Origin of the sequence: Arthrobacter horti (assembly GCF_030731045.1) — a bacterium.
GTDB lineage: Bacteria > Actinomycetota > Actinomycetes > Actinomycetales > Micrococcaceae > Arthrobacter_E > Arthrobacter_E nanjingensis.
The window spans coordinates 183,419-209,669 of the sequence record NZ_JAVALS010000002.1 but is presented as its reverse complement, the minus strand read 5'-3'; the positions used below and the strand labels follow the sequence as shown (position 1 = coordinate 209,669).

29 protein-coding genes are annotated in these 26,251 nt (G+C 68.2%); 12 read left to right on the top strand and 17 right to left on the bottom strand.

From position 1 onward, the window contains the following. Positions 1-6: 6 nt before the first annotated feature. Complete coding sequence (locus Q9R02_RS04825; RefSeq protein WP_425279215.1) at positions 7-741, bottom strand: TrmH family RNA methyltransferase; 735 nt, start codon at positions 739-741, stop codon at positions 7-9. A 58-nt stretch (positions 742-799) separates the two neighbouring features. Further along, the gene (locus Q9R02_RS04820) at positions 800-1,795 is read right to left on the bottom strand and encodes a hypothetical protein (protein ID WP_305995522.1); all 996 of its coding nucleotides are present in this window, start codon (positions 1,793-1,795) and stop codon (positions 800-802) included. A gap of 170 nt (positions 1,796-1,965) precedes the next feature. Here Q9R02_RS04820 and Q9R02_RS04815 point away from each other — a divergent pair, with 170 nt between their 5' ends. Further along, positions 1,966-2,790, top strand: a complete 825-nt coding sequence (locus tag Q9R02_RS04815) for an HAD-IIA family hydrolase (protein WP_305995521.1) — start codon at positions 1,966-1,968, stop codon at positions 2,788-2,790. Positions 2,791-2,884: 94 nt separating this feature from the next. Here the strand turns inward: Q9R02_RS04815 and Q9R02_RS04810 are convergent, their stop codons facing one another. From Q9R02_RS04810 to Q9R02_RS04800, 3 genes are all read right to left on the bottom strand, one after another. Then, entirely contained in the window at positions 2,885-3,403 is a 519-nt protein-coding gene (locus Q9R02_RS04810; protein WP_305995520.1) for a phosphoribosyltransferase, read from the bottom strand. A 111-nt stretch (positions 3,404-3,514) separates the two neighbouring features. After that, complete coding sequence (pyrE, locus tag Q9R02_RS04805; RefSeq protein WP_305995519.1) at positions 3,515-4,084, bottom strand: orotate phosphoribosyltransferase; 570 nt, start codon at positions 4,082-4,084, stop codon at positions 3,515-3,517. 9 nt (positions 4,085-4,093) lie between these two features. Continuing rightward, positions 4,094-5,485, bottom strand: coding sequence for an MFS transporter (locus Q9R02_RS04800; protein WP_305995518.1), 1,392 nt, complete (start codon positions 5,483-5,485; stop codon positions 4,094-4,096). Positions 5,486-5,609: 124 nt separating this feature from the next. On the opposite strand from Q9R02_RS04800, the gene nadE reads away from it, so the two are divergent. From nadE to Q9R02_RS04775, 5 genes are all read left to right on the top strand, one after another. After that, positions 5,610-6,437, top strand: a complete 828-nt coding sequence (nadE, locus tag Q9R02_RS04795; protein WP_305995517.1) for an NAD(+) synthase — start codon at positions 5,610-5,612, stop codon at positions 6,435-6,437. 155 nt (positions 6,438-6,592) lie between these two features. Further along, positions 6,593-7,207 carry a TetR/AcrR family transcriptional regulator gene (locus Q9R02_RS04790; protein ID WP_305995516.1) on the top strand — a complete coding sequence of 205 codons (615 nt, stop codon included), beginning with the start codon at positions 6,593-6,595 and terminating at the stop codon, positions 7,205-7,207. Further along, positions 7,204-7,971 carry a glucose 1-dehydrogenase gene (locus Q9R02_RS04785; RefSeq protein ID WP_305995515.1) on the top strand — a complete coding sequence of 256 codons (768 nt, stop codon included), beginning with the start codon at positions 7,204-7,206 and terminating at the stop codon, positions 7,969-7,971. Before Q9R02_RS04790 ends, Q9R02_RS04785 begins: the two co-directional genes overlap by 4 nt. A gap of 19 nt (positions 7,972-7,990) precedes the next feature. Next, positions 7,991-8,911 carry an NADP-dependent oxidoreductase gene (locus Q9R02_RS04780; protein ID WP_305995514.1) on the top strand — a complete coding sequence of 307 codons (921 nt, stop codon included), beginning with the start codon at positions 7,991-7,993 and terminating at the stop codon, positions 8,909-8,911. A 154-nt stretch (positions 8,912-9,065) separates the two neighbouring features. Continuing rightward, positions 9,066-9,719 (top strand): TenA family protein, encoded by a 654-nt coding sequence (locus Q9R02_RS04775; protein ID WP_305995513.1) that lies wholly within the window; start codon positions 9,066-9,068, stop codon positions 9,717-9,719. A gap of 88 nt (positions 9,720-9,807) precedes the next feature. Here Q9R02_RS04775 and Q9R02_RS04770 read toward each other — a convergent pair whose 3' ends face one another. The 4 genes from Q9R02_RS04770 to Q9R02_RS04755 all read right to left on the bottom strand — a co-directional run bounded on the left by Q9R02_RS04770 (position 9,808) and on the right by Q9R02_RS04755 (position 14,278). Then, a complete protein-coding gene (locus tag Q9R02_RS04770; protein WP_305995512.1) occupies positions 9,808-10,590 on the bottom strand; it encodes an enoyl-CoA hydratase in 783 nt (260 codons plus the stop codon). Next, entirely contained in the window at positions 10,580-11,701 is a 1,122-nt protein-coding gene (locus tag Q9R02_RS04765) for a 3-hydroxyisobutyryl-CoA hydrolase (RefSeq protein ID WP_305995511.1), read from the bottom strand. Before Q9R02_RS04765 ends, Q9R02_RS04770 begins: the two co-directional genes overlap by 11 nt. 82 nt (positions 11,702-11,783) lie before the next feature. Then, positions 11,784-13,175 carry an MFS transporter gene (locus Q9R02_RS04760; protein ID WP_305995510.1) on the bottom strand — a complete coding sequence of 464 codons (1,392 nt, stop codon included), beginning with the start codon at positions 13,173-13,175 and terminating at the stop codon, positions 11,784-11,786. Between the two features lie 26 nt (positions 13,176-13,201). Next, a complete protein-coding gene (locus Q9R02_RS04755) occupies positions 13,202-14,278 on the bottom strand; it encodes a C45 family autoproteolytic acyltransferase/hydrolase (protein WP_305995509.1) in 1,077 nt (358 codons plus the stop codon). A gap of 158 nt (positions 14,279-14,436) precedes the next feature. Here Q9R02_RS04755 and Q9R02_RS04750 point away from each other — a divergent pair, with 158 nt between their 5' ends. Continuing rightward, positions 14,437-15,453 (top strand): LacI family DNA-binding transcriptional regulator, encoded by a 1,017-nt coding sequence (locus Q9R02_RS04750; RefSeq protein ID WP_305995508.1) that lies wholly within the window; start codon positions 14,437-14,439, stop codon positions 15,451-15,453. Between the two features lie 33 nt (positions 15,454-15,486). Here the strand turns inward: Q9R02_RS04750 and Q9R02_RS04745 are convergent, their stop codons facing one another. Then, a complete protein-coding gene (locus tag Q9R02_RS04745) occupies positions 15,487-16,236 on the bottom strand; it encodes an ankyrin repeat domain-containing protein (protein ID WP_342006882.1) in 750 nt (249 codons plus the stop codon). 17 nt (positions 16,237-16,253) lie between these two features. Beyond that, positions 16,254-16,847 carry a GlcG/HbpS family heme-binding protein gene (locus tag Q9R02_RS04740; RefSeq protein ID WP_305995506.1) on the bottom strand — a complete coding sequence of 198 codons (594 nt, stop codon included), beginning with the start codon at positions 16,845-16,847 and terminating at the stop codon, positions 16,254-16,256. 237 nt (positions 16,848-17,084) lie between these two features. Here Q9R02_RS04740 and Q9R02_RS04735 point away from each other — a divergent pair, with 237 nt between their 5' ends. The 3 genes from Q9R02_RS04735 to Q9R02_RS04725 are packed head-to-tail and all read left to right on the top strand — an operon-like array spanning position 17,085 to position 19,359. Continuing rightward, positions 17,085-18,257, top strand: coding sequence for a sensor histidine kinase (locus tag Q9R02_RS04735; RefSeq protein WP_305995505.1), 1,173 nt, complete (start codon positions 17,085-17,087; stop codon positions 18,255-18,257). Further along, on the top strand, positions 18,254-18,874 hold the full coding sequence (locus Q9R02_RS04730) for a response regulator (RefSeq protein WP_305995504.1): 621 nt from the start codon (positions 18,254-18,256) through the stop codon (positions 18,872-18,874). The genes Q9R02_RS04735 and Q9R02_RS04730 overlap by 4 nt, the downstream gene beginning before the upstream one ends. A 14-nt stretch (positions 18,875-18,888) precedes the next feature. Beyond that, a complete protein-coding gene (locus tag Q9R02_RS04725; protein ID WP_305995503.1) occupies positions 18,889-19,359 on the top strand; it encodes a hypothetical protein in 471 nt (156 codons plus the stop codon). A 206-nt stretch (positions 19,360-19,565) separates the two neighbouring features. On the opposite strand, the gene Q9R02_RS04720 is transcribed toward Q9R02_RS04725, so the two are convergent. The 5 genes from Q9R02_RS04720 to Q9R02_RS04700 all read right to left on the bottom strand — a co-directional run bounded on the left by Q9R02_RS04720 (position 19,566) and on the right by Q9R02_RS04700 (position 23,066). Then, positions 19,566-20,246, bottom strand: coding sequence for a hypothetical protein (locus tag Q9R02_RS04720; protein ID WP_305995502.1), 681 nt, complete (start codon positions 20,244-20,246; stop codon positions 19,566-19,568). 157 nt (positions 20,247-20,403) lie between these two features. After that, on the bottom strand, positions 20,404-20,742 hold the full coding sequence (locus Q9R02_RS04715) for a helix-turn-helix transcriptional regulator (RefSeq protein ID WP_305995501.1): 339 nt from the start codon (positions 20,740-20,742) through the stop codon (positions 20,404-20,406). A gap of 44 nt (positions 20,743-20,786) precedes the next feature. Then, positions 20,787-21,137 (bottom strand): hypothetical protein, encoded by a 351-nt coding sequence (locus tag Q9R02_RS04710; RefSeq protein ID WP_305995500.1) that lies wholly within the window; start codon positions 21,135-21,137, stop codon positions 20,787-20,789. A gap of 227 nt (positions 21,138-21,364) precedes the next feature. Further along, on the bottom strand, positions 21,365-21,784 hold the full coding sequence (locus Q9R02_RS04705) for a DUF3592 domain-containing protein (protein ID WP_305995499.1): 420 nt from the start codon (positions 21,782-21,784) through the stop codon (positions 21,365-21,367). A 145-nt stretch (positions 21,785-21,929) separates the two neighbouring features. After that, on the bottom strand, positions 21,930-23,066 hold the full coding sequence (locus Q9R02_RS04700) for an NADH:flavin oxidoreductase/NADH oxidase (RefSeq protein ID WP_305995498.1): 1,137 nt from the start codon (positions 23,064-23,066) through the stop codon (positions 21,930-21,932). A gap of 154 nt (positions 23,067-23,220) precedes the next feature. Between Q9R02_RS04700 and Q9R02_RS04695 the strand changes: the two genes are divergently transcribed. After that, a complete protein-coding gene (locus tag Q9R02_RS04695; RefSeq protein WP_305995497.1) occupies positions 23,221-24,735 on the top strand; it encodes an outer membrane protein assembly factor BamB family protein in 1,515 nt (504 codons plus the stop codon). A 3-nt stretch (positions 24,736-24,738) separates the two neighbouring features. Here Q9R02_RS04695 and Q9R02_RS04690 read toward each other — a convergent pair whose 3' ends face one another. Beyond that, on the bottom strand, positions 24,739-25,377 hold the full coding sequence (locus tag Q9R02_RS04690) for a hypothetical protein (protein WP_305995496.1): 639 nt from the start codon (positions 25,375-25,377) through the stop codon (positions 24,739-24,741). Between the two features lie 61 nt (positions 25,378-25,438). Here Q9R02_RS04690 and Q9R02_RS04685 point away from each other — a divergent pair, with 61 nt between their 5' ends. After that, entirely contained in the window at positions 25,439-26,245 is an 807-nt protein-coding gene (locus Q9R02_RS04685; RefSeq protein ID WP_305995495.1) for an exodeoxyribonuclease III, read from the top strand. Positions 26,246-26,251: the final 6 nt, after the last annotated feature.

Genomic DNA, 26,251 nt, shown 5'->3' with positions numbered 1-26,251 from the left:
CACGAGTCAGGTCACCCGCTGACCGAACACGTGACGCCGGATCCAGGCGTGCATGGCGATGGCCGCGGCCGAGGCCGCGTTGATGGAGCGGGTGGAGCCGAACTGCTCAATGGAGAGGGTGGCCTCCGCGGCACGGTGGACCTCGTCCGACAGGCCCGGCCCCTCCTGGCCGAACACCAGGACACAGTCCTTGGGCAGCTCATAGGTCTCCAGGGGCACCGAGTCCGGGAAGATGTCCACACCCAGGATGGTCAGCCCCTCCCCGTGGGCCCATGTCACGAAGTCCTCCACCGTGGGGTGATGACGGACGTGCTGGTACTTGTCCGTCACCATGGCCCCGCGGCGGTTCCAGCGGCGGCGCCCGATGATGTGGACCTCCTTGGCCAGGAACGCATTGGCGGTGCGCACCACGGTGCCGATGTTCAGATCGTGCTGCCAGTTCTCGATCGCCACATGGAAGCTGTGCCGGCGGGTGTCCAGCTCCGCCACGATCGCGTCGTGCTTCCAGTAGCGGTACTGGTCCAGGACGTTGCGGCGGTCACCGTGTTCCAGGAGCTCCGGGTCCCAGTGGCCGCCCTCCGGCCAGGCCCCCTCCCAGGGGCCCACGCCCACCTCGGGCACCGCGGCGGTCTCCCCTGGCGCGTCAGTGGAGCCGACGACGGCGGCCGACCGGGCGGCGTCGTTCTCCTCCTCTGCGGCGGGGCCGGGGACGGAGGGGCTGGAGGGAGGCTGTTCAGTCACCTTCCCACTGTAGTTGGGACGCCCCGGAGGGACTCCCGGCCGCCGGATTCCGGGCCGCTCAGCCGCCGGGGAGGACCCACTTGTTGATGCGGTAGGAATTGGCCAGTTTCGCCATGAGGCCCGGGTGCTGATCCCAGTAGCTCTGATGCCCGCTCACGCCCAGGATCTGGGGAGTTCCCCACGGGGTGACGGTGAACAGATTCACCCCCTGGATCGCCTCCCCACGCGAGGTCTGGCACTGAAAACCGACCACCACGGCAAGTCCTCGCAGGAACTCCCGGGTGTCCGGCTTGGTGGTGGTCAGACCGGAGGCGCACTTGTGCCCCACCAGGGTCCGGCCCATCTCCTCGGGGCCCATGGCGGTCAGCTTCGCCTGCAGGGTGGCGATCAGGCCCTTGATGCGCTCCGGGTCGGAGCCGTATTTATGCCCCTCGGACTCGGCGAAGAAGGAGAACGCCATCGAAAGACCGTCACCATCCAACTCGTCGGTGCCGGCTGCGGCCTTCTGCATCTCATCGCCGGTCTCCGGATCCGTGGTGATGCCGAGCTTCGGGTCCTTCGACCACGCCGAGAGGCGCGCGAAGCTTGATTCGCCCGTGACGAAGCGACTGAAGGTCTTGTCCCCGCTCTGCGGGGCATCGTCCGGACCGGTCAGCGTCCGCCAGTATTCCGGAAGCGGGGTCGCCCCGGCCGGCATGTCCGCATAACCGGAGCCACTCGGGGCCGCGGACGACGTCGGCCGGCTCTCGCCGGCCGAATCCTGCGCCGGAGACGGGGCGCTGCTCGCGGCGGGGACGGCCGTGGGGCCGCCACTGAATGCGGGGATGATCCATACGAAAACCGCCACCAGCGCGAGGGCGACGACGGCGGCGACGCTGCCGAGGACGATCGCGAGCGTCTTACGGTCACCTCCACCGGCCGGCGTCGCGGGCTGAGGCGGGAGCCCGCTGCGCAGCACCGTGTTGGCGTCCTCCTCCGGCACGGCGAAGGCGTGCGGCGGTTGAGCGGGCCGCTGGGGAGGCACAGGCGGCTGAGGCTGAGAATTGGGGTTCATGGTCTTTCCCGGTCTGAGAAGCGCGACCGGCCCAGGGCGGGCCGGGGTAAAGCAAATCATTTGCCTTTCATGGTGACTATAAACCCTGCCGCGACTTCCAGGGGCTCCCCATGGCCCCGGCTCGGCGGCACCTTAAGCTGGTGAGAGCATCCCGGCATTCAGGAGGACCCATGAGCACTGCCGAACAACACCCCTTGCGCAACCATCGCAGCGGGCAGGAGATCGAATGCTGGCTGACCGACATGGACGGCGTACTGGTCCATGAGAATCACGCGATCCCCGGCGCCGCTGAGCTGATCCAGCGCTGGGTGGACACCTCGCGGCGTTTCCTGGTCCTGACCAACAACTCGATCTTCACCCCGCGCGATCTGGCCGCACGCCTGAAATCCTCCGGTCTGGAGGTGCCGGAGGAGAACATCTGGACCTCCGCCCTGGCCACGGCGCAGTTCCTGAAGGAACAGGTCAGGAGCTCGGACAGCGGCAACCGCGCTTATACGATCGGCGAAGCCGGGCTGACGACGGCGCTGCATGAGGCGGGCTTCATCCTCACCGATCAGGACCCGGACTTCGTGGTGCTCGGCGAGACGCGCACCTACTCCTTCGAGGCGATCACCACCGCCATTCGCCTCATCCTGGCCGGCGCCCGGTTCATCGCCACGAACCCGGACGCCACCGGGCCGTCCAAGGAAGGTCCCATGCCGGCCACGGGCGCCATCGCGGCGCTCATCACCAAGGCCACCGGCCGGGAACCGTACATCGTGGGCAAGCCGAACCCCATGATGTTCCGCTCCGCCATGAACCGGATCGACGCCCATTCGGAGACCACCGCCATGATCGGCGACCGCATGGACACGGACATCGTGGCGGGTATGGAGGCCGGCCTGCACACGGTGCTGGTGCTCTCCGGGATCACGCAGCACGACGAGATCGCGGCCTACCCGTTCCGGCCGAACCAGGTCCTGCCGAGCGTGGCCACGCTGGTGGACCTCATCTGAGAGTCCTTAAAACCCAACTGGTCCGGTCCAACTGTCGCTTTGAGTACGTCATTGCGACAGTTGGACCGGACCAGTTGGTGTGGGTGAGGCGGCGTCAGGCCTGCGCCTCGACCGGGGGCAGCGCGGACCACGGGAAGGTGATCCACTTGTCCGTGCGACGCCACTCGTAGTCCGGCACCAGGATGGTGCGGGGCTTGGTGTAGAGGCAGACGGTCTTGACCTCGGCGCCCCAGTCGGCGATGAGTTCCACGACCTTGGCCAGGGTGCGGCCCGAGTCGGAGACGTCGTCCACCAGGAGGACCTTCTTGCCGTGCAGGGCTCCTTCGTCCAGCATCGGCGGCAGGACCACAGGCTCGGGCAAGACGGTGCCGATGCCGGTGTAGAACTCCACGTTCAGGGCGCCGCAGGCCTTGGCCCCGAGGGCGTAGGCGATGGAACCCGCCAGCAGCAGCCCGCCACGGGCGATCGCGACCACGACCTCCGGCTCGAAGCCACTGTCCACCACGGTCTGGGCGAGCTCGCGGGACGCTTCCCCGAACGTGTCCCAGGTGAGGACTTCGCGCTCGGGCTCGGGGAGGACGTCCACCCCGGAATCATCAAGGTTACTTGTCATGCATCAAAGTTACCGGCGCCCGATGGGATCCCGGAAGTCCAGCGACGAGGTGCGCATCACAACAGACGCCCGACGACGGCGGGCCGGCACCCGCCGTCGTCGTCCGGTCTTCTAGTCCAGGCCGAGCTCGTCCTTGGAGAAGGCGAAGAGGTACGGCACGCCGGTCTCGGCCTCGATCTTCTCCTTGGCACCGGTGTTGCGGTCCACGATCACGGCCACGGCCTTGACGTTGCCGCCCGCGTGTCGGACGCCCTCGATGGCGGTCAGCGCGCTGCCACCGGTGGTGGAGGTGTCCTCCAGCACGACGACGTCGCGGCCGTCCACGCCGGGGCCCTCCACCTGGCGGCCCATGCCGTAGGACTTCTGAGCCTTGCGCACGACGAAGGCGTCGATGGTGCGGCCGGCGTCGCCCGCCGCGTGCATCAGGGCGGTGCCCACGGGGTCGGCGCCCATGGTCAGACCGCCGGCCGTCTCAAACTCGATGCCGGCGTCGTCGAGCAGCTGCAGCATGACCTGACCCACCAGGCGGGAGGCCTCGTGGTGCAGGGTGATGCGGCGCAGGTCGACGTAGTAGTCGGCCTCCTTGCCGCTGGAGAGGATGACCTTGCCGCGGACCACGGCGAGTTCCTTGATGAGTTCGAGCAGGCGGGCGCGCGCGGAGGCGGCGTCGAGGGAAGTCATGGAAGAAGTTTATCGAGTGGAGGGCGCTGCGGGCTTCCCGGGGTTCTGGATGCCGATGCCGGAGACCACGCCTCCCACCGCGAGCAGCACCGCCGTGGCGATGAGCGCCTGGTGGAATCCCTGCAGATCGAACACCGGACCGGTGACGAGCCCGAGCACCGCGATACCCACCAGACCGGCGACCCGGGCCACGGCGTTGTTCACGGCGGAGCCGATGCCGGACTGCTCCTCGGAGACGGACCCCAGGATGGCCGCGGTCAGCGGGGCGACCGTCACCGAGAGCCCGAGGCCGAACAGGAGAATGCCGGGCAGCAGCTGAGTCCAGTAGTCGACCGGCAGCCGGGACGTGACCATGAGAAGGTATCCGGCCGCCCCCATCAGGGGGCCCAGCGCCATGAACCAGCGTGGGCCGAAGCGCCCGGACAGGGCACCGAACCAGCTCGAGAGGGTGATGTTCAGGATACTGATGGGGAGCGTCGCCAGAGCGGCCGCCGTTGCGGGGAAGCCGGCCACCTGCTGGAGGAACAGCACCACGATGAGCCCGCCGATCGACAGGCCCGCATAGATGAACGTGGTGGCGATATTGCCGACGCCGAAGTTGCGCACGGCGAAGAGGCTCAGCGGCATGAGCGGCTGCCGCGCCGTCGCCTGGCGCCACAGGAAGCCGGCCAGGCAGAGCAGCCCGAGGCCGAAGGGTGCCCAGATCGAAGGACTCCCCCAGCCCTGGTTCCCCTGCTCGATCAGGGCGTACACCGGTCCGCCGAGCCCGAGCACGCAGAGCACGGCCCCGGCGTAGTCGATCCGGATCCCGTGCGCCCTGACATCCTTCATCCCGAGCACGGCCAGGAGGTACAGCGTGACGGCGATGGGGACCACGTTGATCCAGAAGACCGCGCGCCACCCCACGGTGTCCACCAGGAGGCCGCCCAGGACAGGCCCGGCGATGAACGCGACCGTGGTTCCCGCGGTCCATTGCCCGATCGCCTTGGCCCGCTCCGGACCGCTGAAGTTCGCCGTGATCAGGGCTAGCGAACTCGGCACCAGCAGGGCCGCCGCCGCGCCCTGGAATCCCCGGCCCAGGATCAGCACCTCCGCCGTGGGTGCGAAGGCGCAGACCAGGGACGTCACGCCGAATCCGATCAGACCGATGCGCAGGATGAGGATCCTGCCGAGGACGTCCGACAAGGACCCTGCCAGCAGGATCAGGGCGCCGAGGGTGATGAGATAGGCGTCCACCACCCATTGCTGGGTGGCGAGCCCACCGCCCAGCTCACGGTCCATGGCGGGCAGCGCCACGTTGATCACGCTGCTGTCCAGGAAGGAGACGAAGGAGGCCAGGATTGCGATCCAGAGGATCAGCCGCTGCGCGGCCGGGCCGGTCTTCATGCCGGGGTTCTCCATCAGATTCCTTCCAACCGTGAGGAAAGGCGCGGACAGCACCATTCTGCCTCCAGGCGGTCCCGCCGTCAGGCCCATCAGACCCGGGTGTTACCCGCAGGAAACGTGGGGCCGGTAGCCTGGGCCTATGCGAGCACTCCAGGCCCAGATCATTCAGGAGATGGGCGTCAAGCCCGTCATCGATCCCGCGGCCGAGGTGGACGCGCGCGTGAGCTTCCTGGCCGCTTACCTCAGGGCGACGCGCACCAACGGATTCGTCCTGGGGATCTCCGGAGGCATCGACTCGTCCCTGGCCGGGAAGCTGTGCCAGCTCGCGGTGGAGAAGCTGTCCTTCGAGGGCGTGGACGCGGACTTCGTGGCCGTGCGCCTGCCGTACCGCGTACAGCACGACGAGGACGACGCCCAGGCGGCCATGGACTTCATCAAGGCCAAGACCGAGTGGACGTTCAATGTGGGCGAGTCCGTGGACGGCTTCGAAGACGAGTTCAAGGCCACCACGGGCGCGGAGATCTCCGACTTCAACAAGGGCAATGTGAAGGCCCGCGCCCGCATGATCGCGCAGTACGCCCTGGCCGGGGAACGCAACCTCCTGGTGGTGGGCACGGACCACGGCGCCGAATCGGTGACCGGTTTCTTCACCAAGTTCGGGGACGGCGGCGCGGATGTCCTGCCGCTGTACGGCCTGAACAAGCGCCAGAACCGGCAGCTCCTGGAGTTCCTCGACGCCCCGCGCCAGGTCTGGGAGAAGGTGCCGACGGCGGACCTCCTGGACGGAAAGCCGGGCCGTACCGACGAGGACGAGCTGGGTATCTCCTACGAGCAGATCGACGACTACCTGGAAGGCCGCCAGGTGCCCGACGGTGTGGCTGCGACCATCGAGGAGAAGTTCCTGCGCACCCGCCACAAGCGGCACCTGCCTGTCACGGTCTTCGACGAGTGGTGGAAGCAGGGCTGACCGCTCCCCACCCTCCCCCGCGAGAGTGCAGATGATGCCGCTTCCGGTGCTCGGAAGCGGCATCATCCGTACTCTCGCGGGTCCGAGAAGTTCGCAAAGGAATTCGCTTGATTTTTTAGTGGCAGTTTCTGCCATTAAGTCGTACAGTGGAGAACGTGGCACGGCGACCTCTGGGTCAGGACGAGCTCCTGAAAATCTCCGAACACTGCGCAGGCAAGTTCCTTCGCAGCGGAGAGACCGCACCCACCGTCGCCGAACTGGCCGAGGACTCGGGGCTGTCTGAGCGGAGTTTCTACCGCTACTTCCCCACCAAGGAGGACAGCCTCCGCCCCCTCTTCGACCATGGGAACCGGTTCTACGCCCAGGCCATCGACGAACAGCCCGCAGGAACGGACTTCCTCTCCGCCCTCGAGGCCGCCTTCATCGTCACCCTGGAACGGGGCAGGGACCGTGTGTCTGTGCAGATCATGGACGTCGTCCTGAAAAGCCCGGCCCTCCGCCAGATCTGGCTGGAGGCCAGCTACCAGGCCTTCGACCTCCTGCGTGCGCCTCTGGCCCGCCTGCTCGGCTCCACTCCCGGATCGCTCGAAACCACGGTGGCCTGCGGTCAGGCCGTGGTCTTCATGCTCTCCGGGCTGGAACGGATGACGATCCACGGGCTCGACGCCGGGGAGGCGGCCAGGGCGGTCGCCCACGCCACAGCCAACCTCACAGAACACCATGCTCGACGGCGCCCTGCCGGCACCGCCGGAAAGGAACCACGACCATGAACCTCAACGGCAAAGTCATCCTCATCACCGGTGCGGCCCGCGGCCTCGGCGAAGCGTTCGCACGCGACGTCGTCGCCAATGGCGGCAAGGTGGTCATCAGCGACATCCTGGACGAGCCGGGCACCGCTCTGGCCGCCGAGCTCGGCGCCGCGAACGCCCTCTACGTGCACCTGGACGTCACCGACCCCGCCTCCTGGCAGCAGGCCGTCGCCACCGCGGAGGCCACCTTCGGCAGCCTGACCGGCCTGGTCAACAACGCCGGCATCTCCGCCTCCGGCACCCCGGTGGCGGATGAGAGCCACGAGACGTTCCAGAAGATCATCAACATCAACCTGGTGGCCGTGCACACCGGCATCATCTCCGTGGTCCCCGCCCTGCGTCGTGCCGGTGGTGGGTCGATCGTGAACATCTCCTCCGCCGCCGGCCTCATCGGCATGGCCCTGACCAGCGCCTACGGTGCCGCCAAGTGGGGCGTGCGCGGCCTGACCAAGGTGGCCGCCGTCGAGCTCGGCCGCGAGAAGATCCGCGTCAACTCCGTGCACCCCGGCATGGTGCTGACCCCCATGACGGCGCCCACCGGCATCGTGGCCGCCGAAGGCGGCTTCCCGAACAACCCGTTCCAGCGCGTCGGCCGACCGGATGAGCTGGCAGGTGCCGTGAGCTACCTGCTCAGCGACGCGGCGTCGTACACCACCGGCGCCGAGATCGCCGTGGACGGCGGCTGGACCGCCGGCCCTTCCACCGAATACATCATGGGTCAGTAAGTACAGAAGGAATCACCGTATGCAGAAGGCCATCACGTACAGCAGCTTCGGCGACAGTTCCGTCCTGACGCTCAGCGAGATCCCCGTCGCGGAGCCCGGTCCCGGTCAGGTCCGCGTCCAGGTGCACTACTCGGGGGTGAACCCCGTGGACTGGAAGATGCGCCAGGGGTACCTGAGCGGCGGACAGCCCCTCGCGGCACCGCAGATCACCGGCATGGACATGGCGGGAATCGTCGACGCCGTCGGCCCCGGGGTCGCCGGGTTCGCTCCGGGCGACCGCGTGGCCGGCTTGGTGGCGGAAGGCACCGCGGCCGAGTACGTCGTGGCCTATGCGGCGGCGCTGGCACCGCTCCCGGACTCGGTCACCCTCGCGTCCGGGGCGTCGGTGGGCGTCACCGGCACGACGGCGGTCCGGGCCCTCGGCCAGGCAGGTGTCGCGGCCGGGGAGTCGATCCTGGTGGACGGCGGCGCCGGCGGCGTCGGCATCGTGCTGACCCAGCTGGCTCTGGCCCGCGGGATCCGCGTGGTGGCCACGGCCTCCGAACGCAATCACGACCATCTCCGGGCCCTCGGCGTGACCCCCGTGGCCCACGGGGACGGCTGGGAGGAGCGGGCGCTGCAGGCCAACGGCGGCTCCTTCAACGCGGCGTTCGACCTGGTCACGGGCGGAAAGCTGGATTCGATGACCGCCCTGACGGGGTCTGCCGCGAAGGTGGTCACCCTGGTGGATCCTGCCGTGGCGGAGGCCGGTGGAGTGCTGGTCACCGGGCTGGAACCCGGGTTCGACGGTGCACTCCGTGAGGTGGTCGCGGCCCTGGCCGAGGGCGGTCTCAGCGTCCCGGTCCAGCAGATCTTCCCGCTCGCCGAGGCCGACGCCGCGCAGGACCTCTCCGCCGAGGGTCACGTGCGCGGCAAGCTGCTGCTCGCCGTCGCCGCGTAGAGGTCCCTTCCCTCCCCGCCCTCCCCGCGAGAAGGCACTTGATCGCAGTCGTATTCGACACCATTGCGATCAAGTGCCTTTTCGCGTGCGAGACCAGCCTGGCCGGACCGAGGGAACTGTTAGGCTCCCAGCTGACCATCCAGGAGGGAACACCATGGGCTTTGCCGAAGAACTGAGAAGCAGCTGCGCCGCGGACTGGGACGCCGCCGTCGGACATGAGTTCGTCGATGGGCTGCTGGACGGCAGCCTCCCGGATCCCGTTCTGCGGCACTACTTGGTTCAGGACTACCAGTTCTGTGACGCCTTCGTCGCCCTCCTGGGGCAAGCGGTGGCCTCGGCGCCGTCGCTGGCGTCCCGGCTGGTGTTCTCCAAGGTGCTGGGCGCTTTCGCCGCGGACGAGAACAGCTACTTCCAGGATTGCTTTGAGGAACTGGCCGTTGCCGAAGCGGAGTGGAACAGCCCGGAGCTCACGGCGGCCACGCGGGACTTCGACGCCCTGATGCGCCGTGCGCTGGACACCCGTTCCTACCCGGACGTTCTCGCCGTGCTCCTCGTGGCCGAGTGGCTGTACGGCGACTGGGCTGCGCGTGCCGGTGAGCCCGGTTCCTGGCCGGCCGCGCCCAAGCACGCCGAGTGGATCCGGCTGCACAACAACCCCGAGTACAACGGCTGGGTGACGTGGCTGCGGGAGGAGTTCGACGCCGTCGAGCCCGCTGACCCGGCAGTCCGCGCACGCGTCGCGGCCACCTTCACGGAAGCCGTCCGCCTGGAGCGGGCATTCTTCGACTCGGCCGTGGCCGCGCACTGAGCCGCCCGCGAGAGTACAGATGATGCCGCTTCCCGTCACGGGAAGCGGCATCATCTGTACTCTCGCGTGCGGGTGGGGGCGGGAGCGCTCAGCCCTGGTTGAACTCCGCCGGGCGCTTTTCCTGGAACGCCGCCATGCCCTCCATCTGGTCCGGGGTGCCGAAGAGGGAATGGAACAGCCTCCGCTCGAACACCACGCCCTGGGCAAGGCCTGTCTCGAACGCCGTGTTGACGGCCTCCTTGGCCATCATGGCCACCGGCTTGGACTTGGACGCGATGGTCTCGGCCACCGCGAGCGCCTCTTCCAGAAGGGACTCGGTGGGCACCACGCGGGACACGAGGCCGGAGCGCTCCGCTTCCGCGGCGTCGATCATCCGGCCCGTGAGCACCAGGTCCATGGCCTTGGCCTTGCCCACGGCGCGGGTGAGCCGCTGGGACCCGCCCATGCCGGGGATGACGCCCAGGTTGATCTCCGGCTGACCGAATTTCGCGTTCTCCGCCGCGATGATCAGATCGCACATCATGGCCAGCTCGCAGCCGCCACCCAGCGCGTAGCCGGACACGGCCGCGATGACGGGGATCCGGACCCGGGTCAGGTCCTCCCAGCCGCGGAACCAGTCCGCCCGGTACATCTGCAGATGGTCCTGCGAGGCCATCTCCTTGATGTCCGCGCCGGCGGCGAACGCCTTGGCTGAGCCGGTGAGCACGACGGCGCCCACGCCGGGATCCGCATCCGCCGCGCGAACGGCGGCCACCACCTCCGTCATGGTGGCCAGGTTCAGGGCGTTCAGCGCCTCCGGCCGGTTGAGCGTCACGAGCGTGACGCGCCCGCGCCGCTCCACCAGGACGTTCTCCACGAGATCAGAGCTCAAGGTCCCCGCCGTCCGTCTCGCCCGGCTGGAACGGCTCGAAGTAGCCCAGCACCAGTTCCTGGCTGACATCGCTCAGGGACGCGTGTTCCCACCGCGGGTTCCGGTCCTTGTCGATGACCTGGGCGCGGATGCCCTCCCGCATGTCATGCGAGGCCAGGCAGCGGACGGCCACGCGGAATTCGTCCCGGAGCGCCTCGTCGAGGGAGCTCTGGGCGTGGCGCCGCACGGCCTCCAGACCGACGGCCACGGACCGCGGGCACTTGCCGAGGATGGTGTCCGCGGCGGCGCGCGCCTCCTCGTGGGGGTGGGTCTCGAGCCGGCTGAGAATCACCGCGGCGGAGGCGTCGCCGCTCAGGGCGCCCGCATAGCACTCCTCCACCCAGGCGGCTGCACCGTCGCTGCCGTCGGCTGCCGCGAGCAGCGCCGCGGGCGCCTGGACTGCGAAGCGCGCGACGGCGTCGTCGGCGGTCTCCGTCTCCAGGAACCTCAGGAACTCGGGCAGCTGCGCGGCCGGCACGAAGGCGTCGGAGAGGCCGAGGTGGATCGCGTCGCCGGGGCCGACGTGGTCGCCGGTCATGACGGCGTGCACGCCCGCGGCGCCCGCGTGGCCCAGCAGCCAGGTGCCGCCGACGTCGGGCACGTAGCCGATGGTGACCTCCGGCATGCCCATGCGGGTGGTCTCCGTGACCACACGGTGGGAGGCGTGCGCGGAGATCCCGACGCCGCCACCCAGCACCAGGCCGTCCTGGACCGCGACGATGGGCTTGGGGTAGCCGAAGATGAGGGAGTTCATGCGGAATTCGGCGCGGAAGAAGTCGTGGGAGGCGCGCTCACCGGCCACCATGTCCCGGTACATCGCCACGACGTCGCCGCCGGAGCACAGGCCCCGCTCCCCCGCACCCGTGATCACCACGTGCTCCACGTCCGGGTCCTCCGCCCAGAGCCGCAGCTGGGTGTCCACCGCGGCCACCATGGCGTGGTTCAGCGCGTTCACCGCGCGGGGCCGGTTCAGGATCACGACGCCGGAGTGTCCCCGGCGTTCGAAGGCCACCTCGGCGGGCGGCAGGACAGGGTCGAGAGTGGGCGATGCGCTGGTACTGGAAGGCTCCATGGCACCAGCATGCCCGAAAGGGGCCGCAGTTTCATCTGCGGCCCCTTCCGGGCAGGAGTGCGCTCTCAGTTGGCGGCCCGTGTCAGTCGGCTGCCGGCAGCTTCTCTCCGAGCTGGGCCGTGGGCACCTTGTAGGTCTCCCGAAGGCCCAGGACGCACAGGGCCAGGATGAGGCAGGCGGCACTGGAGTACAGGGCCACGCCCAGGGAGCCGTGGTTGAAGGCGATGAACAGGGCCGTGGCGATGCTCGCCGCCGTGCCTCCGCCCAGGGCCGCACCTGTCTGGTAGGTCGCGGAGAGGGAGGAGTAGCGGCTCTCCTTGGAGAACTGCTCACCCAGGAACGCCGGGATGCAGCCCTGAGGCATGGCCATGAAGACGTTCACCAGGACGAAGCCCAGGGTCGCCACCCACACCACGTGTCCGTCCACCAGCGGGAAGAAGAGGATGAAGAACAGGGCGTAGACCACGGCACCGCCGGCGATGACCTTCTTGCGGCCGAAGCGGTCCGAGAGCAGGCCCATGAACGGGGCCGCGATCATGAACGCCGTGGAGCCGAGCACCTGGAACAGCAGGGATTCGGTATCCGTGTAGCCGCGCTGCTCGGTGTAGGTCACGGTGAAGATGGAGCCGATGTAGGCGATGGTGTTGTAGCCGAAGGACACGCCGATGGCCAGGAGCATCTGCTTGGGGTGGCGCTTGATGGCGGCCACGATCGGTACGCGCGGGGCGTGTTCCTTGTCCACGGATTCGTGCGGCATCCGGGTGCGGGCCACCAGGCCGATGAGGACCAGCAGGCCGCCCAGCCAGAACGGGACGCGCCAGGCCCAGGCCTGCACGGTGGATTCGGGCAGCAGGGTCAACAGGGTGAAGACGGCGGTTCCGAAGAGGCTGCCGATTCCGATGCCGGTGCTGGTGAAGCTGCCCCAGAGGCCTCGGCGGTTCTCCGGGGAGTTCTCGATGCCGAACAGGGACGATCCGCCCCATTCGCCGCCGGCGGCGAAACCCTGGACCAGGCGCAGGATGACCAGCAGGACCGGGGCGAGGACGCCGACGGCCGGGTAGGTGGGCAGGCAACCGATCAGGAAGGTGCTCCCGCCCATGAGCAGCAGGGTCATGATGAGCATGGACTTGCGGCCGATGCGGTCGCCGAAGTGGCCCACCACGATGCCGCCGAGCGGGCGGACGATGAACCCGGCGCCGAAGGCCGCGAATGCCACCAGGGTTCCGGTGAGGCGGTCCGCCGAGGGGAAGAAGAGCTCCGGGAAGACCAGGGCGGCGGCGAGCCCGTAGACGATGAAGTCGTAGAACTCCAGGGCCGTTCCGCAACCGGAGATGAAGAAGGTGCGGACCGCGGTGGTCGCCTGGGTGCCAAGTTGCAGGGTGCCGAGCTGCGTGGCGGCGGGGCCGGAAGCCTCGGGAGTGTGCGCGTCCTGGGGCGTCATCGTCGACGCCGGCGTGGACTGGGGCTGGGACATGGGGTGTTCCTTGGGGAGGTGGTGGGTCAGAAGCGGGCCAGGCCGTGTTCGGCGGCCTGGTCGGGGCGGCCGGCGAAGTAGTCCAGGCCGAAGCCGGCGACGTCGACGCCGATGGTGAGCAGGGTGCCCCACTGGTCGATGCGGGGCTTGGTGCTGTCAGGGACCATGCAGATGGCGGCGCCGGAGCCGTCCGTGCCGCAGGCGGCGCGGGCACGGTCCACGGGGGCCAGACCGGCGAGGGTCTCACGGACGGCGTTCAGGTGCTGGAAACGTTCGACCGTGGTTGACTCAGCACGTGCGGCGTCTCCCACCGAGAGCTCCGGGTCGAGGAAGTGGTTGGTGTGGAAGAGCCAGCCGTCTTCGTCCGGCCGGACGGCGGCGAGGCCCGCGGGCGAGAGCTCGAGGCTGGCGGCGCGGGAGCCGCCGTCGTGCGTCTGCGCGAAGACCGTGAAGACGGTGGAGGCGCTGACCGTGGCGCTGCCGGCGATCGCGGTGGCTTCTTCCACCGTGGACGCCTCCTCGAGGATGCGGCGGGCGATCGCGTGGACGGGGACGCCGCCGGCGTCCGAGTCGCTGCTGTGGGAGAGGATGTTGAAGTGGAGGCCCAGGCCGGAGTCGTTCACGCCGATCTTGGCGGCGGTGCCGAACTCGGTGAACATCTTCACACGGCGGCCAGTCTCCGTGGCGAAGTCGAGCAGGAGGCCGTCCGGGACCAGGAAATCGTGCCAGTCCCAAGTCTGCAGGGTCTCCGGCGCCCGGTCCTCACGAGTGAGCACTGCGGTGGAGCACTCCCCCTCCAAGCGCGGCGGGGCGGCGGCGAGGATCTCGGTGCGGGCGCCGACGGCGGCCAGAGTCCAGAGCTCGAGGCCGGCGGAATCGGCGATGGCCTCCGTCTCGGCAGCCAGGCCGGGGGCCCAGTCGGCGAGCGCTCGGTGGCTGGTCTCGGCGATGCGGCGCACGGTCTCCGCGGGGATGTCCAGGTCCTCGAAGTGCTGGAGGTACAGCCCTGCGATCCGGCTGAACCGGTCACCGAACTCCAGCCCGAGTTCGCGGCCGCGTTCGGCCGGATCCTGGGTGGTGGACGCTGCGGTGAAGAGTTCCATGAGTGCTTCCTTCGAGGAGTGTTTCGTTGAGATGCAGATCACGTTAGAGTCGTAAAACGTTTTATGCAATCATGGATTCCACCGGTTCTCGTTCCGGCGCCCATCAATGGGGCATCGTGGCCGATGAGAACGGGATACTCAGTGTGGAAGGAGGAGCCGTGGCACGTGGCCAGGGAGTGACCATCCGCGATGTCGCACGCCGCGCGGGGGTGTCCATCACGGCCGTCTCCCATGCCCTCAACGGCAAGGGGACGCTCAGCGAGGAGACGCGGGCCCGGGTCAAGGCCGTGGCCGACGAACTCGGCTACCAGGCGGACGCCTTCGCCCGCGGCATGCGCCAGGGCAGCATCGGGGCGATCGGGCTGGTCCTGCGATCCCTGGACGCGCTGGGCGACTACACACCCGTGGGTGTGGACGTGTTCGAACGCTTCGCGGGCATCGTCTCCGCCCGCGCCCTCGCCAAGGGCTTGAGCATCACGCTGGTCCCGGACCTCACCCGCAGCCCCGTCCCGCCACTGGCGTTCTCGATGGACGGGTACATCATCATGAGCCCCCACGAGGAGGACCCGGTGGCGGCCCTCCTGGAGCGCCGGGGCATCCCCTATGTGGCCTACGGGAATATCCCCGGCCGTCCGGACTTCATCCACTGGGCCTCAGAGGACGACCCTTACGCGGCGCACCAGCTCCTGACGCACTTCCAGATGGCCGGTGCCCGGGAGGTGGTGCTGGTCTCCGGCACGGACACCAACGCGTGGAACAAGGACTTCCAGGCCGAGTACCGCCGATGGTGCTCGGAGCAGGGCACCACGCCTCGCATCTACGAGCAGTCCGAACGCTCCGGCGTGGACGGCGGGCGGGAGGCCGGGGAGCGCATCCTGGCCGACGGCGTCCCGGAGGCGGTGCTGTGCATGACAGGACGCCACGCCGCGGGTGTCCAGCAGGCCCTCCAGGCGGCGGGCGTCTCGGTGCCAGGGCAGACCCTGATCGCGGCGGCCTCCGACTCGGAGCACGCCCGCTCCAGCCGCCCGGCCATCACGGCGTTCGAACTGAACCCGGCCGGCTGCGCGGACCAGCTGCTGGAGATGCTCCAGGACCTCCTGGCCACGGGAAACGCTCAAGGCCCCCGCCTGACGAAAGCCAGACTGAGGCCCCGGGCGTCGACGCGGCGGGACTGAGCGCCGCGCGTATCAGTTCCGCTCCGCCGCGGATCAGCGGTGGTTCTGGATGATGTCCACGATCTGGGCGAAGCCCATGCGGCGGGCGTTCTCCAAGGCGGTGCGGCCCTGGGGGTCGCGGATGCCCTGGTCGGCGCCGGCGGCGAGCAGCAGGCGCACGGCCTCCTGCTGATCCGGGCCGCCATGGTTCAGCAGGATGGCCTCCTGTATGCCGGTCCAGCCGAGGTTGTTCACGTGGTTCACGTCCACGCCGGCGGCGATGAGGATCTTGATGGTCTCCACGTGGCCGTGCTCGCACGCTGGGATCAGGGCCGTGCCGCCGTACCGGTTGGTGCTCTTGACGTCGGCGCCGGCCGCGATGGTGAGCTTGAGGACCTCGTTGAAGCCCTCCGCCCCGGCGTAGAGGAACGCGGAATCCTGGATGGAGTCCTTCGCGTTGACGTCGCCGCCCTGGGCGATGAGAACCTTGACCTTCGCCGGGTCGTTGGCCTTGGCGGCGCGGATGAGGTCCTGGTCCAGCCGGGCCTGCTCGCCCGCGATGAGCTTGGCACGCGCGGCGGCGCGCGCGTCAGCCTCGGACGGGGTAGGGGTGTTGCTCACGGTGGGTGCTCCTTCTGTGGTCGGCGACGACGAGCCGCCCGACGGCGTGGTGCTCACCTGCGACGGGGAGCCGCCGGCGGTGGGGGCCGCGTCGTCGTGCTTCTGAAGTGGCGCACATGCGGCGAGGAGCCCGGCGGTAAACGCCGCCAGGCTCCCCTTCAGCACAGCGCCACGCGTAGGCATGGCTACCATGGTGCTCCTTACTTGGCCAGGATGGCCTGGGCACCGGCCGTGGCGCACGCCTCGTCCAGCATGCCGTCCGGGGCGCCGCCGACGCCGATGCCGGCCACGGACACGCCGTTGACCTTCAGCGGGACGCCGCCGGCCAGGAAGAGGGTGCCGGGCAGGTCGGCGATGGAGGGCTTGCCGTTGCCGTTGATGCGGCCGGCCAGCTCGCTGGTGTTGGCGCCGAAGGCGGCGGCGGTGTACGCCTTCTGCTTGGAAGCCTCGATGGTGTGCTCGGCGGCGTTGTCGCCACGCAGCATGGCCTGGACGGTACCGAAGCGGTCCACGACGGAGACGGTCACGAACGGCAGCTTGTCGCCGACACACTTGGCCAGAGCGGCCTGGACGGCCTTGGCGGACGCGGTGGCGGAGATGCGGTTCTGGGCGACGGTGGTGCCGTCGCCGGCGGGGACGTCGATGGCCGGCACGGCGGCGGTCTGAGCGGCCGGGGCGGCCTGCGGCGCAGCCTGGGGAGCCACGGCGTTCGCGGCGGCGGTGATGCCACCGGTGAGGACGAGGGCCGCAGCGGCAGCGCTGAAGATCTTGACGTTGGTCTTGGAGATGGCCATGATGACGCCTTCCGTTCGTTGTTGGTCTTGCCGGGTGATGAGTTCACGGGTCCGGCGCGCCGTCCCCCGAAAGCCTTCCGGCGGCCCGCGAACTCTTGATATCAATCCTCCCGGGAGCGCCTCCGGGGCACATCGGCTGTTCCGGCAGGGGTGGCTCATGCCTTCGGCTGGCCGTATCAGCCAAAAGGATGAGACGGGAGCCGGTCACCGTCGTCGGGCACCTCGTAGAGTGGCCCCATGATCCCTGCACCGGCCCTCGCGCCCCAGCCGACGGCGAGTGGCCGCGAACGATATCTGGGCCTGGCCGTGCACAGCGGATTCGCCGTGCTCATGACGGCCTCCCTCATCCGGTACGTCCTGCGGCACGGGCCGGGCGAGAACACCCTGGTGCTGCTTCTGGCCGCATTCCTCTGCTTCCTCTACGTGGGGGCGGTGAAGGCGCCCGAGGCGATCCGGCCGCTGTCCACCTGGGTTCTCGTGGCCGCGTGGGCCGTGCTGGTGATCATGGCACCGAGCTTCGCATGGGGTGCGTTCGCGGTGTTCTTCGTGTGCCGGGACGGGGTGACCGGGCCGCAGGCCGCCTTGGCGACGGTGTTCACTGCGGGCAGCACCGCGGTGGGCCTGTTCAAGCTCAGCGGCTTCACGGACATCGCGGCGCTGCTGGGTCCGCTGGCCGCGGCCCTGATGCTCACGCTCGTGTACGAACGGCTGGAACAGGCCCTCTCCCGGCAGGCGCTGCTCAATGCGGAGCTGCGGGCGGCGCAGGAGCAGACGGCCGCGGCGGAGCGGGCCGCGGGGACCATGGCGGAACGGGAGCGAGTGGCCCGCGAGATCCACGACACCGTGACGCAGGGGCTCGCGAGCACCGTACTGCTGCTGGAGGCCGCGGACCGGAAGGAGGGGCTCAGCCCCGAGGTGCGGCAGGCCACCGAACAGCTGCGCGTGAACCTGGCCGAGACACGCGGACTGGTGCACAATCTGGCGAGTGCCCCGGAAGCGGAGCTGCCGCTCGAGGAGGCGCTGGCCGCCGTCGTGCACCGGCACATGCCGGGGATGCTGGTGAACGTCACCGGCACGCCGCGCGCCCTGGCGCCGGAGGTGCGGCACGCGCTGGTGCGGATCGCGCAGAGCGCGGCCGCGAACGTGCAGCGGCACGCGCGCGCCACGGCGTCGAGCGTGACGCTCGGCTTCCTGCCGGATTCGGTGACGCTGGACGTGTACGACGACGGCGTGGGCTTCCAGCCTCTCTCCACTGCGGCGCCGGGGCCGGGCGGCGGGTACGGGCTGCGGGCGATGCGGCAGCGGGTGGAGCAGCTGGGCGGGACGGTGGCCGTGGAGTCGGCGCCGGGTGACGGGACGGTGATCGGGGTGCAGATCCCCACCGCGGAATCTCTGGAGGGTGACGAATGATCTCAGTGGTGCTGGTGGACGACCATCTGGTGGTGCGGAGCGGGCTGCGGGCGCTGCTGAGCACGCAGCCGGACATCGAGGTGGTGGCGGAGGCCTCCTCCGGGGAGAACGGCGTGGCCACGGTGCTGGAGCACGGGCCGGACGTGGTGCTGATGGACCTGGCGATGGGGGCCGGGATCGACGGGATCGAGGCGATCCGGCAGCTGCGGACCCGGCGTCCGAAGCAGGCGGTCCTGGTGTTCACCACGTACGACTCGGACGCGGACATCGTGCGGGCCGTGGACGCGGGGGCGATGGGGTACCTGCTGAAGGACGCCGCGCCGGACGAGATCTTCGCGGCGGTGCGCGGGGCGGCCAAGGGGCAGAGCCACATGAGCGCGCCGGTGGCGAGCCGGCTGTTCCAGGCCATGCGGAACCCGGACGAGGCCCTCACACCGCGGGAGGCGGAGCTGCTGACGCTCCTGACGCAGGGGCTGTCCAACAAGGAGCTGGGGAAGAAGCTGTTCATCTCCGAGGCGACCGTGAAGACGCACCTGGCGCACATCTACGCCAAGCTGGGCGTCGATTCGCGGGCGTCCGCGATCGCGAAGGCGCTGCGACGCGAGGGGATGCGGTGAGTCTTTCCGGGGACGTGGCACGGCTCGTTGCCCGACTCGTGTCCCTGCGCAAGGGGGCCGTGCGGCACCTGCTGTTCTGCCCTGACCTGGCGTGGCACCCGCTGGAGGATCACGCGGAGGTGTTCTCTCTGGCGTGCGCTGACCTGGGTGAGGACGCCGTGCTGCTGGACGAGACTCCGCTGCTGTTCGCCGGGCTGCAGGCGAAGAACCTGTTCGCGCGGCGGGTGGAGAGCGTGGGGTTCCTGGTGACGGACCAGGGCCTGTATGTGCGGGATGCGCCGTCGACGCCCGTGGAGCCGGCGGAGGTGAGGTCCGTGGAGTTCGACTGGTCCGCGGACCCGGCCACGGAAGCCCAGCGTGTTGCGCGGCTGGCAGGCGCCACCTTCGACCGCCGCTGGGCGGAGACGCTGACTTCGCGGGAGGCATTGCAGGGGGCCGTGGAGGTGGTCCGCGAGGTGGTGGAGCTGGTCCTGGCGGAGGCGTAAGCGCCAGCACTCCGGGCCCGTCGGAGGACCACACAAAGTGGTCCAGCAGGCTTCGTCGCCAGCGCTCCCTGACTGACCCGCGCCATCTCAAACGTCTTGAGCCGGTCCACCAGGCGGTCCGTGGTCAGCTCCCCGGAAGATCATCAGGTCCGCTCGCGCCGCGTCGGTGAATGGCGGGCGTGCAAGGCCTTGACCGGCACCGATAATCATGAGGACTGATTTGTCCGGCCACTCGTCGCGGATAGCCCGGGCTTCCTCAGGACCGCATCATGGAGTTCTCCCCCGCGGTTCTCCGGCCATTCCCGCAATGCAGGCTCAATGGTCGCCTCGTCTGGCCTGATCCTCGGCGCGGGCTCGGAATCCAGAACCAGCTCATACGGCGGGTCCCGGCGTTTCCACTCCTCAAAGGACTCCGGGTAGTCCGCCGGAACAGGCCGAAGGTGCCCCGGCAAAGGAATCTCAGCTGGCGCCGGGGGCTGTGCCAGCGCTCGCCTCAGAGTCTCGACTCGCTCCTGAGAGCTCAGCTCGCCGCGCGCACTGGCAGCGTTCACTCCCGCCACCAGCTCCGGCGTACCAGGCATCCGCGAAAGCTGCTCGACCGCGGCCACACGGTTCTCGGTTGACAGGCGGTGGATGGCGCCCGGGACGCCGCCGGCGAGGTCGTGAGTCACCAGTCCAAGCCAGGCTTCAGTGCTCAGGATCCCCTGCGAGATCTCCACGTGCCGCTGAATCATCAGGCGACGCGGCCACGGACCGCCTTCATAGCTCATACACGCTGCATCGATGATGTGTTTCCGGCTGCCGGTATCGACCCGGCCCAGGAGGTCGGCACACCAGACCTTAAGGTACTCGGTGAGCGATTCCGGCAGTCCGTCAGATGTCACCATGGTTCAGCTCCTCCTCAGCGTGCTCAGGGGCATCCGACGGACACCCTTTTTCTCGTCCCTGTGAGTACTCTGCACGAGGGGTCTGACAGAGATTACGACGACGCCGGCGAACCGGCCGCTTGCCGTCAGGCTGAGCGCTGAAATCGAGGGCGCGGCTCTAGAGTGGCCGACTCTGGCTTCGCACCGATCGTGTTGCGGCCTGGGCGATCGATTGGCCGCGGTCAAGGTCGACCTCATGCGACACGAGAGCACCGACGGCATTCGCATAGCGCCGAATGGTGGAAAGCTTGGGGTCCGCATCGTACTTTTCAAACTTGGCAACGGCCTGCTGACTCACCCCCATGCGTTCCGCCAGCTGAGCCTGGGAAAGACCGGCCGAGCGACGAAGTCGGATGAGTTCAGACCGCATCGAGCGGTCTTCCCGGGCGAGAACTTTGGCCCGGGCCTTGACCGTTTCCGGGGTCACCAAAGGAGCATCGTTGTCATCGGGAAGCATGCCTCCACCTTAGGCCACAACCTAAAGGTTGTACAGTGGGGGCGCTACGACCTGTTCCACCGGGACGACTCGCCGGTCCGATACCGGTCAACGGCCAGGTCGATCTGAGTTTGCTGATCTTTGCCGCTCGACTTGATGTGCCGATGCAACTTGAGCAACCCGTCAGGGAGAATTTCTGGCTCAGCGTGGTAGAAGCGCAGTGGCTTACTCAAGGCTTTGCGACGGAGTTCGTAGACGTCCGGGTCGGTCCTGATCGGTTTGATCGGGCTGGTCTCATCACCAGAGTCTTCGAGTTCCCCATGAGCAGCAGCCTCAAACAGCTCTTCGATCTCGCCTTCCTCGTGGGACCGGGCAAATTCCGGAAGGGAGGCCAGCCAATCATCAAGGGCGATCACCGACGGATGTTCATTGTCAACGTAGTCATGCCACGTCCATGGGTCCACCCGCGGCGTGCAGCACCGGGAATCGCGGCCCATCCTTCGATCATCCCCAAATCCAGCCATGAAAGGATGCTAGCCGAGCAGGCAGACAGATATTGCGACGCAGCTGCCGCACTACACCATGCAAATGGACTTGATAGTGGCGTAAGAGGATTGCCGAGGCTCCACCGCTGTCTCCGACATCACTTCCGCGCCCGGCCGGCGGACTTGTTCCGTCGGCGGAACAGCCAGATGAGCCCGGCTGCTCCACCGAGACCGATGACCGTCAAGACGGAACCGAAGACAGTGCCTCGGTTTGAGAACCCCTCGTGAGCGTCACTCGGGTTGGACGGCGGATACCGCAGCTCTGCTGTGGACCCAATCTCGCTGGCACATTGGCCATCGAAATCCGCCCGACTGAAATTTGTGTCGATGGTGATTTTGTACTTCGTGCCATCCACGGTGTAGCCGATCACCTGCTCACATTTCTTGTCACCTATCAGAAAGGACTGCTCGACCTGCCCCATGGTGGACCCCGTCCTGGCGAACAGAGAATCGGACAGAAACCACAGACCCACCATCATGATGGCCAGCGGCCAGATCATCCACAGCCACTTGCTCACGCCCACTCCAATCCCAGAACAGATGCGGTGTTCAGCGGAGTCCGTCTGACGGACTGCTGGGTTCGAGGGTTTCGTGATTACCCAGGGATTGCAGCCCTCGCACAACCACGAAACCCTCGAACTCAGCGAATGACCCGTCAATACTTCACCAGTGCGCGCGCCAGTACTGCTGCGCGAACGGGGAATCCTCAACGGAACCGCCCAGGGACCGCTCCGCGAGCGCCGGCCAGTTCGGCTCCTTCAGCGCCGCGCGGGCGACCGAGACGCCGTCGGCCTGCCCATTCACCAGCACCTGCTCGGCCTGCTGCGCCGTCGTGATCATACCGACCGTGGTGACGAAGGAGTCGTACGCCGCGCCACGCTCCGCGGCATCGGCCACCAGCGCACGCTTCACGTGGTCCGCGAGCGCGATCTGATAGCCCGGACCCGTCGGACCGTGATACGCACCGATCCCCGCGCTCGACACGTCGAACACGCTCACTCCGGCGGCCCGCAGCTCCACGGCCAGCCGCGCGGTCTCCTCGACGGTCCAGCCGCCCTCCACCCAGTCAGACCCGGAGAAGCGGATGCCCAGCGGCTTCTCCGCCGGCCACGCGGCGCGCACCGCCTCCGCAACCTCCCGCACGTACCGCGTGCGCCCCTCGTACGACCCGCCATACTCGTCCGTCCGCGTGTTCGTCAGCGGGGACAGGAACTGGTGGATCAGGTACCCGTGGGCGGCGTGCAGCTGGATGAAGTCGAACCCGGCCTCATCGGCACGCCGGGCCGCCGCGGCCCACGCCTGCACCGACTCCCTGATCTCCTCCACGGTCAGCTCATGCGACTCCGCCAGCCCGTGCACCGTGGTGACGGACGGCGCCACGGTGACCCAACCGCCGTCGTCGACCGGGACTGAACCGCTCAGCCCCTGCGAATGCCAGCGCGGGATCCAGCCGTAGGTGGAGGCCTTGCCGCCGGCGTGCGCCAGCTGGACACCGGCTGCGGCGCCCTGGCTCTTGATGAACGCCGTGATCGGCTTGAAGGCCTCCACTTGCTCGTCATTCCAGAGGCCCAGGTCCTCGGGCGAGATGCGTCCCTCCGGCACCACGGCGGTCGCCTCGGCGATCACCATGCCGAATCCGCCGGCCGCCCGTGCCCCGAGATGGACCAGATGCCAAGGGGTCGGGACGCCGTCGCGGGCGTCGACCGAATACATGCACATGGGGGCGAGGAAGGTCCGGTTGCGCAGAGTGAGGCGGCCGGAGGGGGCGGACAGGGAGGCTTCGGTGAAAAGTGTGCTCACGTGGTTCGGCAACCGGGGCGGGCAGCCGGGTATTCCGCGGACGACGTCGGCGCGCGGCGACTTCTGCGTCACGTCACCGACCGGGTCATAAGTTATCCACAGATCAGGTTTTGGGGCTACTGCGGCAATGTGTCCCGAAAATAGCGTGGAGGGCATGATCACTCGTCGTACACGCTTGGGAAAACTGTGCCTGGCCGGAACAGCGGTTCTGGCGTCAATCGTCCTGTCCGCCTGCGGCTCTTTTGCCATGGGACCGGACTCGAACGGTCAACATGCCGCGGAGACGCAACCACTTCGGGCCCTGTGGTCGAAGGACACCAGCCTTCTCGCGGGACCGCGCGTCGTCGGCGACACCGTCCTCGCCATCGCGGCCACCACTGCCGGCACCGCCGAGATCTTCGCCTGGGACGCGGAATCCGGCAAGGAGCTGTGGAAGTCAGAAACCGTGGCGGGACGCGAGCCGATCAACCACACCTTCGAGATCGCCTCGGTTCAGCATGACGGCAAGAACTACGTGGGGTTCCTGGGTGCCGACGGCGGCGATGTCCGTACGGCCAAGGTGGTAATCGCAGACGTCAAGACCGGCACTTCGGTGGTTCCTCAAGCGGCCAACCCCTCGTTCTGGCTGTCGACGTTTCCCAGCGAATGCGACGGTTCGTTCTGCATCTCCGGCGGGCTGCGCGATGCCAAGGGGTACGTCGCCATCGACACGCAAGGCTTTCGCTTCGACTTCGCCACCAAGAAGTTCCGGACCGGCTCCGAAGATCCCAAGGCGCCGCAAGTGGGTGACGGCGGGCTCGAGGTCGGAAACGAATTGTCCATCGTCACTGAAGGCTCCCGGAACGGCAGCGACTGGCGGGAGTCAGTGCAGTATCAGCGGGCGGGGAAGGCCCTGTGGAAGCGGCCCTATCAGGATGTGTTCGGAACCGGTGCAGAGACCAATGGCGGCTGGGGCTGGTTCAACGAGAACACCGAACTGCCGGTGCTGGCGTATGGCGGTATTGCAGACAAGAAGCTTGATCCTGGCCAGGACTACGGCCTGGATCTGACCACACTGAGGGTGGTGGCGCTGGACCGGGAATCCGGAAAAACCCGCTGGCAGCTTCAAGGATTCCGCCCATGCTTTGCCGGCAGTGGCCTCACCCCGCAGGACGGAATGCTCGTTCTGTGCCATTACCTGAGCGGCCACTACACCAGCCGCGTCGAGTCCGATGATCCCGGCCGGGCAGACAACGTCAAAGCAGAAGTCTCCGGAGTCGACGCCAAGACTGGAAAAATCAGCTGGACCTACAAACTCGGCAATCCTCTCCCCGCGATGGGTGTGGCCACACTGAACAATCCGTCACTGAAGGGGTACTGGATCGATGTGGCCGCCGGAAAAGCCACCCGCCTGGATCTCACAACGGGAAAGACAGAGGAAGTGGACGGTTCCGCCCACTTCCTCTGCTGGGACGCTGCTTTCCGGACCTGGTCCATGCGAACCCCCTACGCCGACGGCGGCAGGCGAGACTTCGACCTCGTGCGGCCGAAGCGAGTGTGCACCGCGGACGGCAAGCGCCTGGACGAGAAAGGGTTCACAGAGAAGGTCTTCCGTGACGCCGGCTACGAGGACAAGAAATACCTTGCGGTTCTCACGGATTCCGGGATCACCACGTTCAAGGCACCGTGACCCTCAGCCCCTCTTCCGCACCGCCGCGGCCAGCGGCTTGGAACCGCTCTGCGCGGCGGCCACGTGCTCCGGGATGTTGGTCGCCGTGGTGATCTGCCAGGTCTTGCCGTTCTGAACGGCCATGGTCATGGAGCTGCCGCTGTAGCCCTGCCCCTTCGTGGAGATGCAGGTGAACTGCTCCCTCGCGGCATCGTCCCAGGCACACGCCATCATGCCGGTCTTCCCCATCGCATCGAACGCGGCGTTCAGGCCGTCCTTGCCGGAGGCAGGAGGGCTCACCTCCTGCACGGTGGAGGTCCTGCCGCCCGCGTCCGGAGTGCTCACGAAGCTGCATCCATACGGGGTCTTCGTGGCGGTCACTACCGGCAGACCCGTCAGCGCGGCGACCTCGGGCAACCGGACCGGCACGGTGCCGCAATCCAGCGCGGCAGCGATCCCGACGCTCACCGACGCAGTGGGCGTCGGGTCCGCACCCATGGCATGGAAACTGCTCGTGGAAGACGACGACGGCGCGGGGCCGGCCTGCGCGGGCATCCCGCCTCCCGGCGCGGAGCAGGCGGTCAGCAGCATTGTCACGGGAACGCCGACGGCCAGGGCGACGCGGCGCACGGTGGACCGGCGATGAGTTGCAAGGATCGTCACAGGCCCAAGGTTACAAGCGGCGGCCCGGCTCAACGTCAGTCCCGCTTGATAAGTTGGTTCAGTGAAGATCGCCACCTGGAACGTCAACTCCCTCCGCGCCCGCGCCGACCGCGTCGAAGCCTGGCTGGAACGCAGCGACTGCGATGTCCTGGCCATCCAGGAGACCAAGTGCAAGGACGAGAACTTCCCCTGGGAGCTCTTCGAACGCATGGACTACGAGGTGGCACACTTCGGCTTCAGCCAGTGGAACGGCGTGGCCATCGCCTCCCGCGTCGGCCTGGAGAACGTGGAGCGCACCTTCCCCGGCCAGCCGGAGTTCGGCAAGGGCGGCGTGAACCCGGAGCAGGAGGCCCGTGCCATCGCCGCCACCTGCAACGGCGTGCGCGTCTGGAGCCTCTACGTCCCCAACGGCCGTGCCCTGGACGATGAGCACATGCCGTACAAGCTTGAGTGGCTGGACACTCTGAAGAACGGCGCCGAGGGCTGGCTCGCCGCCGACCCCGAGGCCCAGATCGCGCTCATGGGCGACTGGAACATCGCGCCCCAGGACGACGACGTCTGGGACATCGACCTCTTCGTCCAGGAACGCCTGACCCACGTCTCCGCCCCGGAACGCGCCGCCTTCCATGCCTTCGAGGAGGCCACCTTCAAGGAGGTGGTCCGCCCCTTCAACCCGGGCCCCGGCGTCTACACCTACTGGGACTACAAGCAGCTGCGCTTCCCCAAGAAGGAGGGTATGCGCATCGACTTCGTCATGGCCTCCCCGGCGCTCGCATCCCGCGTGACCGGTGCCGTCATCGACCGCGAAGAACGCAAGGGCAAGGGCGCCAGCGACCACGCCCCCGTCATCGTCGAGCTCACGGACTGACCATGG